The sequence below is a fragment of the Streptomyces sp. JN8 genome (assembly GCF_055808075.1).
In genome coordinates this window covers 2,883,433-2,898,784 of sequence record NZ_CM147852.1, presented here as the reverse complement: position 1 = coordinate 2,898,784, position 15,352 = coordinate 2,883,433, and the positions used below count along the sequence as shown (strand labels likewise).

At 70.0% G+C, this 15,352-nt stretch carries 15 protein-coding genes; all 15 read left to right on the top strand.

The window, feature by feature from the left end:
- Positions 1-195: 195 nt before the first annotated feature.
- The 15 genes from rho to atpA all read left to right on the top strand — a co-directional run bounded on the left by rho (position 196) and on the right by atpA (position 15,340).
- The gene (gene rho / locus ACY0MR_RS12310) at positions 196-2,226 is read left to right on the top strand and encodes a transcription termination factor Rho (protein ID WP_473560699.1); all 2,031 of its coding nucleotides are present in this window, start codon (positions 196-198) and stop codon (positions 2,224-2,226) included.
- A gap of 226 nt (positions 2,227-2,452) precedes the next feature.
- Positions 2,453-3,550 (top strand): LCP family protein, encoded by a 1,098-nt coding sequence (locus ACY0MR_RS12305; RefSeq protein ID WP_388793497.1) that lies wholly within the window; start codon positions 2,453-2,455, stop codon positions 3,548-3,550.
- Between the two features lie 156 nt (positions 3,551-3,706).
- Entirely contained in the window at positions 3,707-3,925 is a 219-nt protein-coding gene (rpmE, locus tag ACY0MR_RS12300; protein WP_030321069.1) for a 50S ribosomal protein L31, read from the top strand.
- A gap of 97 nt (positions 3,926-4,022) precedes the next feature.
- Complete coding sequence (gene prfA, locus ACY0MR_RS12295; RefSeq protein WP_361851602.1) at positions 4,023-5,099, top strand: peptide chain release factor 1; 1,077 nt, start codon at positions 4,023-4,025, stop codon at positions 5,097-5,099.
- A gap of 46 nt (positions 5,100-5,145) precedes the next feature.
- The gene (prmC, locus tag ACY0MR_RS12290) at positions 5,146-5,991 is read left to right on the top strand and encodes a peptide chain release factor N(5)-glutamine methyltransferase (protein WP_015036198.1); all 846 of its coding nucleotides are present in this window, start codon (positions 5,146-5,148) and stop codon (positions 5,989-5,991) included.
- Between the two features lie 67 nt (positions 5,992-6,058).
- The gene (locus ACY0MR_RS12285) at positions 6,059-6,706 is read left to right on the top strand and encodes an L-threonylcarbamoyladenylate synthase (protein ID WP_388793500.1); all 648 of its coding nucleotides are present in this window, start codon (positions 6,059-6,061) and stop codon (positions 6,704-6,706) included.
- Positions 6,703-7,350 (top strand): arsenate reductase/protein-tyrosine-phosphatase family protein, encoded by a 648-nt coding sequence (locus tag ACY0MR_RS12280; RefSeq protein ID WP_388793502.1) that lies wholly within the window; start codon positions 6,703-6,705, stop codon positions 7,348-7,350. Before ACY0MR_RS12285 ends, ACY0MR_RS12280 begins: the two co-directional genes overlap by 4 nt.
- Positions 7,351-7,444: 94 nt before the next feature.
- Positions 7,445-8,692: a serine hydroxymethyltransferase gene (locus ACY0MR_RS12275; protein ID WP_473560695.1), complete on the top strand. Its 1,248-nt coding sequence runs from the start codon at positions 7,445-7,447 to the stop codon at positions 8,690-8,692.
- 118 nt (positions 8,693-8,810) lie between these two features.
- Positions 8,811-10,124, top strand: a complete 1,314-nt coding sequence (locus ACY0MR_RS12270; RefSeq protein ID WP_361851615.1) for an MraY family glycosyltransferase — start codon at positions 8,811-8,813, stop codon at positions 10,122-10,124.
- 262 nt (positions 10,125-10,386) lie between these two features.
- On the top strand, positions 10,387-10,800 hold the full coding sequence (locus ACY0MR_RS12265) for a hypothetical protein (RefSeq protein WP_388793506.1): 414 nt from the start codon (positions 10,387-10,389) through the stop codon (positions 10,798-10,800).
- 222 nt (positions 10,801-11,022) lie between these two features.
- Positions 11,023-11,832 (top strand): F0F1 ATP synthase subunit A, encoded by an 810-nt coding sequence (atpB, locus tag ACY0MR_RS12260; RefSeq protein WP_355957606.1) that lies wholly within the window; start codon positions 11,023-11,025, stop codon positions 11,830-11,832.
- 94 nt (positions 11,833-11,926) lie between these two features.
- Positions 11,927-12,193, top strand: coding sequence for an ATP synthase F0 subunit C (gene atpE, locus ACY0MR_RS12255; protein WP_055599282.1), 267 nt, complete (start codon positions 11,927-11,929; stop codon positions 12,191-12,193).
- A 41-nt stretch (positions 12,194-12,234) separates the two neighbouring features.
- Positions 12,235-12,780, top strand: coding sequence for a F0F1 ATP synthase subunit B (locus tag ACY0MR_RS12250; RefSeq protein WP_073808580.1), 546 nt, complete (start codon positions 12,235-12,237; stop codon positions 12,778-12,780).
- Positions 12,777-13,592, top strand: a complete 816-nt coding sequence (locus ACY0MR_RS12245; RefSeq protein WP_388793509.1) for a F0F1 ATP synthase subunit delta — start codon at positions 12,777-12,779, stop codon at positions 13,590-13,592. Before ACY0MR_RS12250 ends, ACY0MR_RS12245 begins: the two co-directional genes overlap by 4 nt.
- Before the next feature lie 149 nt (positions 13,593-13,741).
- Positions 13,742-15,340 (top strand): F0F1 ATP synthase subunit alpha, encoded by a 1,599-nt coding sequence (gene atpA, locus ACY0MR_RS12240; protein WP_361851627.1) that lies wholly within the window; start codon positions 13,742-13,744, stop codon positions 15,338-15,340.
- The last annotated feature ends 12 nt before the right edge of the window (positions 15,341-15,352 follow it).

Here is a 15,352-nt window from a genome sequence, read left to right as displayed (position 1 = left end):
CGGCACGACACCCCTCGCTCTTCAGCAGTGAGGGCCGAGCAGGGGGCGCTCGGGCCGGACCCAGCACGTTCTCTCTCCGCCGTACCCGGCGGGACCACCGCCCCGGACACGGTCCACCCACACGGGACCGCTGCCGGACAGCACAACCGGTCGCCGAGCCAGATGGCCGACGTCCGCTCCAGGGAAGGACCCTTCGTGAGCGACACCACCGATCTGATGGGCGTGACTGCCGACAGCAGTGTCGACGCCGCCGCGCCCGCCGCAGGTGCTGCCACCGGCGGCACCGCACGGCGCCGCCGCTCCGGCACCGGCCTCGAGGGCATGGTCCTGGCCGAGCTGCAGCAGGTCGCGTCCGGCCTCGGCATCAGGGGCACCGCGCGGATGCGCAAGAGCCAGCTGATCGAGGTCATCAAGGAGGCGCAGGCCGGTGGAGGCTCCGCCGCCCCCGCCAATGCCGCCGACGCCGCCGAGACCAAGCCGAAGCGCCGCACCACCGCCAAGGCCCGTACGGGTGAGACCGCTGCCGAGGGCGCCGAGCCCAAGGTCGACAAGGCCGAGAAGGCCGTCGCCCAGCAGCAGATCGACATCCCGGGCCAGCCGGCCTCCGACGACCAGCCCGCGGGCGAGCGTCGTCGCCGCCGTGCCACCGCCCCGGCCGGTTCGCCGGAGGGCGACACCAAGGCCGAGGCCGCGCAGGCGGTCAAGACCGAGACCCGTACCGAGGCCAAGGCCGACGCGGGCGCCGACGCCAAGGCCGAGGCCGCCGTCGACGGCGCCGAGGGCCGCGGCCGCCGTGACCGCGGCGAGCGCGGGGAGCGCGGCGACCGCCGTGACCGCCGTGACCGCCAGCGCGACCGCGGCAAGGGCGACGAGCAGCAGGGCGGCGGCCAGGGCGGCCAGCGCCAGCGCCAGGGCGGCCAGGGGCAGCAGTCCCAGGGCCAGCAGGGCGGCCAGCAGGCCGGTCCGCAGGACGACTACGACGACGCCGAGGGCGGGCGCCGGGGTCGCCGCGGCCGCTACCGCGACCGCCGTGGCCGCCGTGGCCGTGACGACTTCCAGGCCGGCGAGCCGCAGGTCGCCGACGACGACGTCCTGATCCCCGTCGCGGGCATCCTCGACATCCTCGACAACTACGCGTTCATCCGGACCTCGGGCTACCTGCCCGGTCCGAACGACGTGTACGTCTCCCTCGCCCAGGTCCGCAAGAACGGCCTGCGCAAGGGCGACCACGTCACCGGCGCCGTGCGGCAGCCGAAGGAGGGCGAGCGCCGCGAGAAGTTCAACGCGCTGGTCCGCCTGGACTCGGCGAACGGCATGGCCGCCGACTCCGGCCGCGGCCGTCCGGAGTTCAACAAGCTGACCCCGCTCTACCCGCAGGACCGGCTCCGCCTGGAGACCGACCCGGGCGTGCTGACCACGCGGATCATCGACCTCGTGTCGCCGATCGGCAAGGGCCAGCGCGGTCTGATCGTGGCCCCGCCGAAGACCGGCAAGACCATGATCATGCAGGCGATCGCCAACGCGATCACGCACAACAACCCCGAGTGCCACCTGATGGTCGTCCTGGTCGACGAGCGTCCGGAAGAGGTCACCGACATGCAGCGGTCGGTGAAGGGCGAGGTCATCTCCTCGACCTTCGACCGTCCGGCCGAGGACCACACCACCGTCGCCGAGCTGGCCATCGAGCGCGCCAAGCGCCTCGTGGAGCTGGGTCACGACGTGGTCGTCCTGCTCGACTCGATCACCCGTCTGGGCCGCGCGTACAACCTCGCGGCGCCGGCCTCCGGCCGCATCCTGTCCGGTGGTGTCGACTCGACCGCGCTCTACCCGCCGAAGCGCTTCTTCGGTGCCGCGCGCAACATCGAGGACGGCGGCTCGCTGACCATCCTGGCCACCGCGCTGGTCGACACCGGCTCGCGCATGGACGAGGTGATCTTCGAGGAGTTCAAGGGCACCGGCAACATGGAGCTCAAGCTCGACCGGAAGCTCGCCGACAAGCGCATCTTCCCGGCCGTCGACGTCGACGCCTCGGGTACGCGCAAGGAGGAGATCCTGCTCGGCAGCGACGAGCTCGCGGTCACCTGGAAGCTGCGTCGCGTGCTGCACGCGCTCGACCAGCAGCAGGCGATCGAGCTGCTGCTCGACAAGATGAAGCAGACGAAGTCGAACGGCGAGTTCCTGCTCCAGATCCAGAAGACCACGCCGGGCGGCAAGAACGACGACTGAGGCGCCCACGGTGTGACCTGCGTCACATTGTGGTCGCGCGACCCGAACGGGGCCTCGGCCTCGTGACCCGGTCGTGACCTGCGTGAACCACTGCGCCCACCGTGCCCCGCACGGTGGGCGCAGTGCTGTGCCGGCCCCGTGCTCATCCAAACCTCACAGGCCCGTATGCAACCCTTTTGGGCGCTTCACCGTCACATGTGGTGAACCTAGGGCCCGAGGGATGGCGATGACCGAGCAGAGCAAGAGCGGCCGAATACCCGGCGCCGGGAACGGCCGCCGCCGCAAGCAGCGCGCCAGGCGCAGCCGCAAGGCGGCCGTGCTCGTCTCCGGCGCCCTCGCGGTCCTCGTCCTCGGCGGCACCGGCCTCGGGTACGTGTACTTCAAGCTCGACGGCAACCTCGAGACCGTCGACATCAACGCCCAGCTGGGCACCGACCGGCCCGACGACGTCGACAACGGCTCCCTGGACATCCTCGTCCTCGGGTCCGACTCCCGCTCCGGCGACAACGGCGCCTACGGCAAGGACGAGGGCGGCGCCCGCTCCGACACCGCGATGGTCGTCCACGTCTACGAGGGCCACAAGAGGGCGAGTGTCGTCTCCGTCCCGCGCGACACCCTCGTCGACCGGCCGAAGTGCACCGACGCCCAGGGCGCCGCCGTCCCCGGCGAACAGCGCGCCATGTTCAACACGGCGTACGAGGTCGGCGGCCCCGCCTGCGCCGTCAAGACCGTCGAGTCGATGTCCGGCATCCGCATGGACCACTACATCGAGGTCGACTTCACCGGCTTCAAGAAGCTCATCGACAAGCTCGGCGGCGTGGAGATCACCACCACCGCCCCCATCAAGGACGGCAAGAGCCACCTCGACCTCGCACCCGGCACCCACACCCTCGACGGCGAGCAGTCCCTCGGCCTGGTGCGGACCCGCAAGAGCGTCGGCGACGGCAGCGACCTCGGCCGCATCCAGCTCCAGCAGGCCTTCATGAAGGCCTTCATGAACCAGGTCAAGGACGTCGGCGTCCTCACCAACCCGAAGAAGCTCCTCGACCTGGCCGACGCCGCCACCAAGGCCATCACCCCCGACTCCGAGCTCGACTCGGTCCAGGAGCTGATGGGCTTCGCCAAGGGCCTCTCCGGCATCGGCGCCCAGAACGTCCATATGGTCACGCTGCCCGTCGAGTACGACCCCCGCGACCCCAACCGCGTGGTTCCCCTGGAGGCCCAGTCGCGGCAGGTCTGGACGGCCCTGAAGAAGGACCTGCCGATCCCGGCCTCGGCGACCGAGGACGCGGCCACGGGCCAGGCCGACGGCATCGTGAAGTAGCCCGCCGGCCGCCGCCGGGGGTCCCAGGAATACTTTCGCCCTCACCCCGGTTTGGGGAGATGCGGCCGGTCCTGGCAGACTGGTACGTCGGCCCCGGTTCACGCTTGCCGCGACCTGCGGAAGCGACCCGGAGCCCTCCCGAAACTAGGAGACACCTTGAAGCGCGAGATCCACCCCGAGTACGTCGAGACCCAGGTCAGCTGCACCTGTGGCGCGTCGTTCACCACCCGGAGCACCCTGACCGAAGGCACCATCCGTGCCGAGGTCTGCTCCGAGTGCCACCCGTTCTACACGGGCAAGCAGAAGATCCTCGACACCGGCGGCCGCGTCGCCCGCTTCGAGGCCCGCTTCGGCAAGGCCGGCTCCGCCAAGTAGCGAGCCCCTGCGCCGGTCCACGGTCGCCCCGCGCGGGCGGCCGGGACCGGCGCTTTGCCGTCCCCGTAGCAACTGACGAAAAACCCAGGAGCCCCCGATGTTCGAGGCGGTCGAGGAACTGGTCGGCGAGCACGCCGGCCTCGAGACGAAGCTCGCAGACCCTTCGGTCCACGCCGACCAGGCGAACGCGCGCAAGCTGAACAAGCGCTACGCCGAGCTGACCCCGATCGTCGCCGCCTACCGGTCCTGGAAGCAGACCGGTGACGACATCGAGACCGCCCGCGAGCTCGCTCAGGACGACCCGGACTTCGCCGCCGAGGTCAAGCAGCTGGAGAAGGACCGCGAGGAGCTCACCGAGAAGCTCCGCCTGCTCCTCGTCCCGCGCGACCCGAGCGACGACAAGGACGTCATCCTGGAGATCAAGGCGGGCGCGGGCGGCGACGAGTCCGCCCTCTTCGCCGGCGACCTGCTCCGCATGTACCTCCGGTACGCCGAGCGCGTCGGCTGGAAGACCGAGATCATCGACGCCACCGAGTCCGAGCTGGGCGGCTACAAGGACGTCCAGGTCGCCGTGAAGACCAAGGGCGGCAACGGGGCCACCGAGCCCGGCCAGGGCGTCTGGGCGCGCCTGAAGTACGAGGGCGGGGTGCACCGCGTGCAGCGCGTGCCCGCCACCGAGTCCGCCGGCCGCATCCACACCTCCGCCGCCGGCGTGCTCGTCACGCCCGAGGCCGAGGACGTCGAGGTCGAGGTCCACGCCAACGACCTGCGCATCGACGTCTACCGCTCGTCGGGCCCCGGCGGCCAGTCGGTCAACACCACCGACTCCGCCGTCCGCATCACGCACCTGCCGACCGGCATCGTCGCCTCCTGCCAGAACGAGAAGAGCCAGCTCCAGAACAAGGAGCAGGCCATGCGCATCCTGCGTTCCCGGCTCCTCGCGGCCGCCCAGGAGAAGGCCGAGGCCGAGGCCGCCGACGCCCGCCGCAGCCAGGTCCGCACCGTCGACCGGTCCGAGAAGATCCGCACGTACAACTTCCCGGAGAACCGGATCTCGGACCACCGCGTCGGCTTCAAGGCGTACAACCTCGACCAGGTGCTCGACGGCGACCTGGACGCGATGATCCAGGCCTGCGTCGACGCCGACTCGGCCGCCAAGCTCGCCGCGGCGTAAGTGGCGTCCGTTCCGTAAGCCCCACCCCGCACCACGGAGGACCAGCGTGAACCTGCTGCTTGCCGAGGTGGCCCAGGCCACCCAGCGGCTGGCCGACGCCGGCGTTCCCTCACCGCGTTTCGACGCGGAGGAGCTCGCCGCGTTCGTGCACGGCGTCAAGCGGGGGGAGCTGCACAACGTCAAGGACGCGGACTTCGACGCCCGCTACTGGGAGACGGTCGCCCGCCGCGAGGCCCGCGAACCCCTCCAGCACATCACCGGGCGGGCCTTCTTCCGGTACCTGGAGCTCCAGGTCGGGCCGGGCGTCTTCGTGCCCCGCCCGGAGACCGAGTCGGTCGTCGGCTGGGCCATAGACGCCGTCCGCGCGATGGACGTGGTCGAGCCGCTCATCGTCGACCTCTGCACCGGCTCCGGGGCCATCGCCCTCGCGATGGCGCAGGAGGTGCCGCGCTCGCGCGTGCACGCGGTCGAGCTCTCCGACGACGCCCTCGTGTGGACGCGGAAGAACGCCGAGGGCTCCCGGGTCACCGTCCACCAGGGCGACGCGCTCAGCGCGCTCCCCGAGCTGGACGGACAGGTCGACCTGGTCATCTCGAACCCGCCGTACATCCCGCTCACCGAGTGGGAGTACGTGGCGCCCGAGGCCCGCGACCACGACCCCGAGATGGCCCTCTTCTCCGGCGAGGACGGCCTCGACACCATCCGCGGCATCGAGCGCACCGCCCACCGGCTGCTCCGTCCCGGCGGCCTCGTCGTCATCGAGCACGCGGACACCCAGGGCGGGCAGGTGCCCTGGATCTTCAACGAGGAGGCCGGCTGGGCGGACGCCGCCGACCACCCGGACCTGAACAACCGGCCGCGCTTCGCGACCGCCCGCAAGGCCATGCCATGAGCCGCACGACCGGCACCACTGCCACGACTGCCCTGACGAACCACGCGTACGAGGAGGCCGGGAACTGATGGCACGGCGATACGACTGCAACGAGGCGACCGACCGCGTGACCGGTCTGCGCGAGGCCGCGTCCGCCGTCCGCCGCGGCGAGCTCGTCGTGCTGCCCACCGACACCGTGTACGGGATCGGGGCGGACGCCTTCAGCAGCGAGGCCGTGGCGGACCTGCTCTCCGCCAAGGGCCGGGGCCGCACCATGCCCACGCCCGTGCTCATCGGCTCCCCGAACACCCTCCACGGCCTGGTCACCGACTTCTCCGAGCAGGCCTGGGAACTCGTCGACGCCTTCTGGCCCGGCGCCCTCACCCTCGTCGCCCGGCACCAGCCGTCCCTGCAGTGGGACCTCGGCGACACCCGGGGCACCGTCGCCATCCGCATGCCGCTGCACCCGGTCGCCATCGAGCTGCTCACCGAGGTCGGCCCGATGGCCGTCTCCTCGGCGAACCTCACCGGCCACCCGTCCCCCGAGGACTGCGACGCGGCCCAGCAGATGCTCGGCGACTCCGTCTCCGTCTACCTGGACGGCGGACCGACGCCCGGCATCGTGCCGTCCTCCATCGTCGACGTCACGGGGAAGGTCCCGGTGCTGCTGCGCGAGGGCGCGCTCTCGCCGGAGGAGCTCCGGAAGGTCGTACCCGACCTCGAGGTGGCGAATTGACCGCCCCTGAGGGGCGTGGCATAGCGGGGTTCGACGACAGCAGCACCTTCCGCATCCTCCACGTCAGCACCGGCAACGTCTGCCGCTCGCCGATCACCGAGCGGCTGACCCGCCATGCCCTGAGCGACCGCCTCGGCGATCCCCTGGGCGGCGGCCTGATCGTGGAGAGCGCGGGCACGTGGGGCCACGAGGGCGCCCCGATGGAGACGAACGCGGAACTGGTCCTCGCCGACTTCGGCGCGGACTACAGCGGTTTCGTCGGCCGCGAACTCCTCGACGAGCACGTCATCCGCGCCGACCTGGTCCTCACCGCGACCCGTGACCACCGCGCGCAGGTCATCTCGATGGGCCACTCCGCGGGGCTGCGCACCTTCACCCTGAAGGAGTTCACCCGGCTGGTCCGGGCGATCGACCCGGCGACGCTCCCGGACGCCCGCGACGAGGGCATGGTGGAACGCGCGCGTGCCCTGGTCCGCGCCGCGGCGGCTCTACGCGGGTGGCTCCTCGCCCCCTCGGTGGACGCCGACGAGGTCAACGACCCGTACGGCGCCCCGATCACCTTCTTCCGCTCAATCGGCGACGAGATCAACCAGGCGCTGGACCCGGTGGTGACGGCGCTGACGGGCGTGTCCGCGCGGGACTGACGCCGGGCGGGCGGCGGGGGTTTCCGCTCGCCGGGCGCGTGGGGGCCGTCCTGCCTACATTGGTGCTGACATCCCTCCACGCCCGGAGTCAGCCATGCCGGTCACCGCTCCCCCCGAAGAGGCTCTCGACGTCCTGCGCCGGCAGGATCCGGAGGTCGCCGACGTGCTGCTCGGCGAGGCGCGGAGGCAGGCCGACAGTCTGCAGCTGATCGCCGCCGAGAACTTCACCTCGCCCGCCGTCCTCGCCGCCCTCGGCTCGCCGCTCGCCAACAAGTACGCCGAGGGGTATCCCGGCGCACGTCACCACGGCGGCTGCGCGTACGCCGACGCCGCCGAGCGGATCGCCGTGGAACGGGCCACCGCGCTGTTCGGAGCCGAGCACGCGAACGTCCAGGCGCATTCGGGCTCCGCGGCCGTCCTGGCGGCGTACGCGGCCCTTCTCAGGCCCGGTGACACGGTCCTCGCCATGGGCCTGGGGCACGGCGGGCACCTCACCCACGGTTCGCCCGCGAACTTCTCCGGCCGCTGGTTCGACTTCGTCCCGTACGGGGTCGACGCCGAGACCGGGCTCGTCGACTACGAACAGGTCGCCGCGCTCGCCCGCCACCACCGCCCCAAGGCGATCGTGTGCGGCTCCATCTCGTACCCCCGGCACCTCGACTACGCGCTCTTCCGCGAGATCGCCGACGAGGCGGGCGCCTACCTCATCGCCGACGCCGCCCACCCCATCGGCCTGGTCGCCGGGGGAGCGGCGCCGAGCCCCGTCCCGTACGCCGACGTCGTCTGCGCGACCACCCACAAGGTGCTCCGCGGTCCGCGCGGCGGGATGGTCCTGTGCGGCGAGGAACTGGCGGAGCGGATCGACCGGGCCGTCTTCCCGTTCACCCAGGGCGGGGCCCAGATGCACACCATCGCCGCGAAGGCGGTGGCCTTCGGCGAGGCGTCCACGCCGGCCTTCACCGCCTACGCCCACCAGGTGGTCGAGCACGCGCGCGTGCTCGCGGCCGCGCTCGCCGCGGAGGGCTTCGCCCTGACGACCGGCGGCACCGACACCCATCTCATCACCGCCGATCCCGCACCCCTCGGCGTCGACGGCCGCACCGCCCGCGCCCGGCTCGCCGCCGCCGGCATGGTCCTCGACACCTGCGCCCTGCCGCACGGGGAGGGCCGGGGGATCCGGCTCGGCACCGCGGCCGTCACCACGCAGGGGATGGGCGCACCGGAGATGGCGCGGATCGCGGCGCTGTTCACCGCGGCGCTGCGGGACGATCCCGAGGAGACGGCCCGGGTACGCGCCGAGGTACGGGCGCTGACCGGCAGGTTTCCCCCGTATGGCGGCTGAGGAGCGGTCCGGGAAAGTCGCTGTGCAACCGTTCGGGCCCCCCGGGTGTCTCCAAGCACATGGACGGCACGGCTAGGGTGTGGGGCTGAGATGGCCAGCGAAACCTGTGGGGCAGCCCGTGCGTGATTACCTGCTGACGCTCTGTGTCACGGCCGCGGTGACCTATCTGCTCACCGGTCCGGTGCGGAAGTTCGCCATCGCGACCGGGGCGATGCCGGAGATCCGTGCCCGAGACGTACACCGAGAACCGACTCCGCGGCTCGGTGGCATCGCCATGTTCTTCGGGCTCTGCGCGGGACTCCTCGTCGCCGACCACCTGCAGAACCTGAACAGCGTCTTCGAGCTCTCCAACGAGCCGCGCGCGCTGCTCTCCGGTGCCGCCCTGATCTGGCTGATCGGCGTCCTGGACGACAAGTTCGAGCTGGACGCCCTGATCAAGCTGGGCGCGCAGATGATCTCGGCGGGCGTCATGGTGGCGCAGGGCCTGACGATCCTGTGGCTGCCGATCCCGGGTGTCGGCGTCGTCTCGCTGACCCCGTGGCAGGGCACGCTCCTGACCGTCGCGCTGGTCGTCCTCACCATCAACGCGGTCAACTTCGTGGACGGCCTGGACGGTCTCGCGGCCGGCATGGTCTGCATCGCCGCCGCCGCCTTCTTCCTGTACGCGTACCGCCTCTGGTACGGCTACACGATCGAGGCCGCCGCCCCCGCGACGCTCTTCACCGTCATCCTCATGGGCATGTGCCTGGGCTTCCTGCCGCACAACATGCACCCCGCGCGGATCTTCATGGGCGACTCCGGCTCGATGCTGATCGGCCTCATCCTGGCGGCCTCGGCGATCTCGATCACCGGTCAGGTCGACCCGGACGCGCTGAAGATCTTCGAGGGCTCGACCCGCCAGGCCACGCACGCCGCCCTGCCGGTCTTCATCCCGCTGGTGCTGCCGCTGACGATCATCGCGATCCCCATGGCGGACCTGGTCCTCGCGATCGTGCGCCGTACGTGGAAGGGCCAGTCGCCGTTCGCGGCGGACCGCGGACACCTGCACCACCGGCTCCTGGAGATCGGGCACTCGCACAGCCGCGCGGTCCTGATCATGTACTTCTGGTCCGCCCTCATCGCCTTCGGGACGCTGGCGTACTCGGTCCACTCGGCGTCGATGTGGATCGTCCTCTGCGTCGTCGCGCTCAGCGCGATCGGCCTGGTGCTGCTCCTGCTGCCGCGGTTCACCCCGCGCGCGCCCCGCTGGGCCGAGTCGGTCGTACCGCCCCGCTACCGCCGCCGCAAGCGGGTTCCCGTCGTGGAGGCCCCTCCGGCGCCGGCGCGGGTGGAGGAGGAGCGGATTCCGGTGCCCGCGGGCATCAACGGGTCCACCGCCATCGGCAACCGGGGGCGCTTCACCGACAGGCGTAAGGCCGGAACGCCGAGTTGACGAAAGCCGCATTCGCGGCCATTAGCAGACAACGTGCCGTGGTGTCGCGCACACACGCGCATGGTCACTCTCATGTGTGACTGTTGGCACACCTTATGGGTAAAGACCTATTCAAATAGTTTGTGATACGGTTCACGAGACCCGGCGACAGTGCCGAAAGACCGTAGTGCGACGGTCTGTTGGCCCCGAGACCCACCTCGGACCGGGCTTACGCTCGTCCTTGACGACACCATCGCCCCCTTCAGCAAGCGGAGACACCGCCATGCCGTCCAACGACGCACGCATCCTTCTGCACACCGTCATCCCCACCGCTGCCGTCGGCGCGATCGCCACGGTCGTCAGCGCTGTGGTCGCCGGTGGCAAGGGCGCGCTCGGCGCCGTCGTCGGCACCCTGGTCGTGCTCTTCTTCATGGGGATCGGGCAGGTCGTCCTGCAGCGGACGGCGAAGTCGCTGCCGCATCTGTTCCAGGCCATGGGGCTCATGCTCTACACGGCCCAGTTGCTGCTGCTCTTCATCTTCCTGGCGCTGCTCAAGGACACCACGCTGTTCAACTTCAAGGCCTTCGCCTTCACGCTGCTCGCGGCGACCGTGGTGTGGGTCGCCGCACAGGCGCGTGCCTACATGAAGGCCAAGATCACGTACATCGACCCCGGAAACACGGGGTCGAAGTCGTGAAGGGTAGGGCCGGGATAAAGCCGCGTTCGGCTTCCTGCTATCGTCCGGTGCCAACTGCGGCACTGCGGGCGCGGGCATCCGAGACGCCTGTCCCAGCGCGAGGCTCGATGCCTGACCGCCGCCCCCTAATCCGTAAGACCAGTCCAGTGCCGACCCGCGGCTGCGCGCCGCGCCGACACAACGAGGTTGCCGTACCTATGCGCCACGCTGAAGGAGCCCGCGGTGAGTGCTGACCAGACGCTTGCCTTCGACCCGGATTGCCACATCTTCAGTGGATGTGGCTTCCCGGCGCCGGGCCTGCACACGTTCATGTACGAGCCCATCGCGACGGTGGGAGGCATCGAGTTCACCAAGCCGATGCTGCTCGCCCTCCTGGGCTCCATCGTGGTCGTCGGGTTCTTCTGGGCCGCGTTCCGCAAGCCCAAGCTGGTCCCCGGCAAGCTGCAGATGGTTGGCGAGGCCGGCTACGACTTCGTGCGCCGCGGCATCGTCTACGAGATCATCGGCAAGAAGGACGGCGAGAAGTACGTCCCCTTCATGGTGTCGCTGTTCTTCTTCGTCTGGATCATGAACCTCTGGTCGATCATTCCGCTCGCCCAGTTCCCGGTCACCTCGCTGATCGCCTTCCCGGCCGGTCTCGCGCTGATCGTCTACGTCATGTGGATCTCGCTGACGTTCAAGAAGCACGGCTTCGTCGGCGGCTGGAAGAACATCGTCGGCTACGACAAGTCGCTCGGCGCGATCCTTCCGATGGTCGTCGTCCTCGAGTTCTTCTCGAACCTGCTGATCCGCCCCTTCACGCACGCGGTGCGACTGTTCGCGAACATGTTCGCCGGTCACCTGCTGATCGTGATGTTCTCGCTGGCCACCTGGTACCTCATGAACGGCCTGGGCTTCGTCTACGCCGGCGCCTCGTTCGTGATGGTCCTCGTGATGACCGCCTTCGAGCTCTTCATCCAGGCCGTCCAGGCGTACGTCTTCGTCCTCCTGGCCTGCAGCTACATCCAGGGCGCGCTCTCCGAGCACCACTGAGCCGATCCGTCCCGGATCGTGGCTTCACCCCCAATCCAACAGTCGTCCGGTGGCCAACCCCCACCGGGTCATTGAAAGAGAAGGAAGTAACGGCATGTCCGCTGCTCTCGAACTGGTCAACCTCGCCGCCCCCGGCGACTCCGCCAAGACCACCCTCGTCGGCAACGTCGCGTCCATCGGCTACGGCCTCGCCGCGATCGGCCCCGGCGTCGGCGTCGGCATCATCTTCGGTAACGGTACGCAGGCGCTCGCCCGTCAGCCCGAGGCCGCCGGTCTCATCCGTACCAACCAGATCATGGGCTTCGCCTTCTGTGAGGCGCTCGCCCTCATCGGCATCGTCATGGGCTTCGTCTACCAGTAAGCCGGACCGACTGCCCGATTCTTTTTACGGAAGGCACTGATGTGAACGCTCTGCTTCTTGCGGCGGCGGAGGAGCCCCAGCCTCCTCTGATCCCGCATCTCGACGAGCTCGTCATCGGCCTGATCGCCTTCGTCATCGTCTTCGGCTTCCTCGCCAAGAAGCTCCTCCCGAACATCAACAAGGTTCTGGAGCAGCGCCGCGAGGCCATCGAGGGCGGCATCGAGAAGGCCGAGTCGGCCCAGATCGAGGCTCAGAGTGTGCTGGAGCAGTACAAGGCCCAGCTCGCCGAGGCCCGCCACGAGGCCGCGCGTCTCCGCCAGGAGGCGACGGAGCAGGGCACCGCGATCATCCAGGAGATGAAGGCGGAAGGCCAGCGCCAGCGCGAGGAGATCATCGCGGCCGGCCACACGCAGATCGAGGCCGACCGCAAGGCCGCCTCCGCTTCGCTGCGACAGGACGTGGGCAAGCTCGCCACCGACCTGGCGGGCAAGCTGGTCGGCGAGTCCCTCGAGGACACCGCCCGCCAGAGCCGGACGATCGACCGCTTCCTCGACGAGCTCGAGGAGAAGGCGGAGGCCGTCCGATGAACGGAGCGAGCCGTGAGGCACTGGCCGCCGGCCGTGAGTCCCTCGACGCGCTGACCGACAACACGTCGGTCGACGCGACGAAGCTCGCGGACGAGCTGGCCGCAGTCACCACGCTGCTCGACCGCGAGGTGTCGCTGCGTCGGGTCCTGACCGACCCCGCGCAGTCGGGTGAGGCCAAGGCCGAGCTCGCGCAGCGACTCCTGAACGGTCAGGTGGGCGGCGAGACCGTCGACCTGGTGTCCGGCATGGTGCGTTCCCGCTGGTCGCGTTCGCGCGACCTGGTCGACGCGGCCGAGGAGCTGGCGAACACCGCCGACCTCACCGCGGCGCAGAAGGCGGGCGCCCTCGACGGTGTCGAGGACGAGCTGTTCCGCTTCGGCCGGATCGTGTCCTCCAGCCCCGAGCTCCGCTCGGCGCTGACGGACAAGGCCGCCACGGCCACCGCCAAGGGCCAGCTGCTCCGCAGCCTGCTCGGCGGCAAGGCCAACGTCGCCACCGAGCGTCTGGTCGTCCGTCTGGTGACCCAGCCCCGGGGACGTAGCCTGGAAGCGGGACTCGAGTCCCTCTCCAAGCTCGCCGCGGCGCGCCGGGACCGGATGGTCGCCGTCGTCACCTCGGCGGTGCCGCTGTCGGACCAGCAGAAGCAGCGCCTCGGAGCCGTACTCGCCAAGCTGTACGGCCGCGAGATGCACCTGAACCTGGACGTGGACCCCTCGGTCCTCGGCGGGATCACGGTGCAGGTCGGCGACGAGGTCATCAACGGCTCGATCGCGGAGCGCCTCGACGAGGCGACCCGTCGACTGGCCGGCTGACGACCGTCACCAGCAGCACAAGGCATCACAGCTACACAGCTACACCAGCGGCCCGGTTGGGCCGTGCAGAGATTGCAGAAGATTCCTGGGGGTCGGCCCCCAGACCCCTTAAGAAACTTCGGGCCCAACAAGGAGAGCAGGGAACCCAGATGGCGGAGCTCACGATCCGGCCGGAGGAGATCCGGGACGCACTGGAGAACTTCGTCCAGTCGTACCAGCCGGACGCGGCCTCGCGCGAGGAGGTCGGCACGGTCAGCCTGGCCGGTGACGGTATCGCGAAGGTCGAGGGTCTTCCCTCGGCCATGGCGAACGAGCTGCTGAAGTTCGAGGACGGGACCCTCGGTCTCGCGCTGAACCTCGAAGAGCGCGAGATCGGTGCGATCGTCCTCGGCGAGTTCAGCGGCATCGAGGAGGGGCAGTCGGTGCAGCGCACCGGCGAGGTCCTCTCCGTCGGCGTCGGTGAGGGATACCTGGGTCGCGTCGTCGACCCGCTCGGCAACCCGATCGACGGTCTCGGCGAGATCGCGACCGAGGGCCGCCGCGCCCTCGAGCTGCAGGCCCCGGGCGTTATGGCCCGTAAGTCGGTGCACGAGCCGATGGAGACCGGCTACAAGGCCGTCGACGCCATGACGCCGGTCGGCCGTGGTCAGCGTCAGCTGATCATCGGTGACCGTCAGACCGGCAAGACCGCTCTGTGTGTCGACACGATCATCAACCAGCGCGACAACTGGCGCTCGGGCGACGTGAACAAGCAGGTCCGCTGCATCTACGTCGCCGTCGGCCAGAAGGGCTCGACCATCGCGTCCGTGCGCGGCGCCCTGGAAGAGGCCGGTGCGCTCGAGTACACGACGATCGTCGCCGCCCCGGCGTCCGACCCGGCCGGCTTCAAGTACCTGGCGCCGTACACCGGCTCCGCCATCGGCCAGCACTGGATGTACCAGGGCAAGCACGTCCTGATCGTCTTCGACGACCTGTCGAAGCAGGCCGACGCCTACCGCGCCGTGTCGCTGCTGCTGCGCCGCCCGCCGGGCCGTGAGGCCTACCCGGGTGACGTCTTCTACCTGCACTCGCGTCTCCTCGAGCGCTGCGCGAAGCTCTCGGACGAGCTCGGTGCCGGTTCGATGACCGGTCTTCCGATCGTCGAGACCAAGGCGAACGACGTGTCGGCGTTCATCCCGACCAACGTCATCTCCATCACCGACGGCCAGTGCTTCCTGGAGTCCGACCTGTTCAACGCCGGCCAGCGTCCGGCCCTGAACGTCGGTATCTCGGTCTCGCGTGTCGGTGGCTCCGCCCAGCACAAGGCGATGAAGCAGATCTCCGGTCGCCTCCGCGTGGACCTGGCCCAGTTCCGTGAGCTGGAGGCGTTCGCCGCCTTCGGTTCGGACCTGGACGCCGCGTCCAAGGCGCAGCTGGAGCGTGGACAGCGCATGGTCGAGCTGCTCAAGCAGGCTCAGTACCAGCCGATGCCCACCGAGAACCAGGTCGTCTCCGTCTGGGCCGGCACCACCGGCAAGATGGACGACGTCCCGGTCGTCGACATCCGTCGCTTCGAGGCCGAGCTCCTGGCGTACCTGCGCCAGAGCCACTCCGGTCTCATGACCTCCATCCGTGAGGGCGGCAAGATGTCGGACGACACCCTGCAGGCCGTGGGCGACGCCATCGCGGAGTTCAAGAAGCAGTTCGAGACCTCTGACGGCAAGCTGCTGGGCGAGGACGCTCCTGCCGCCGTCAACGTCTCGAAGTGACGACGGAAGGGA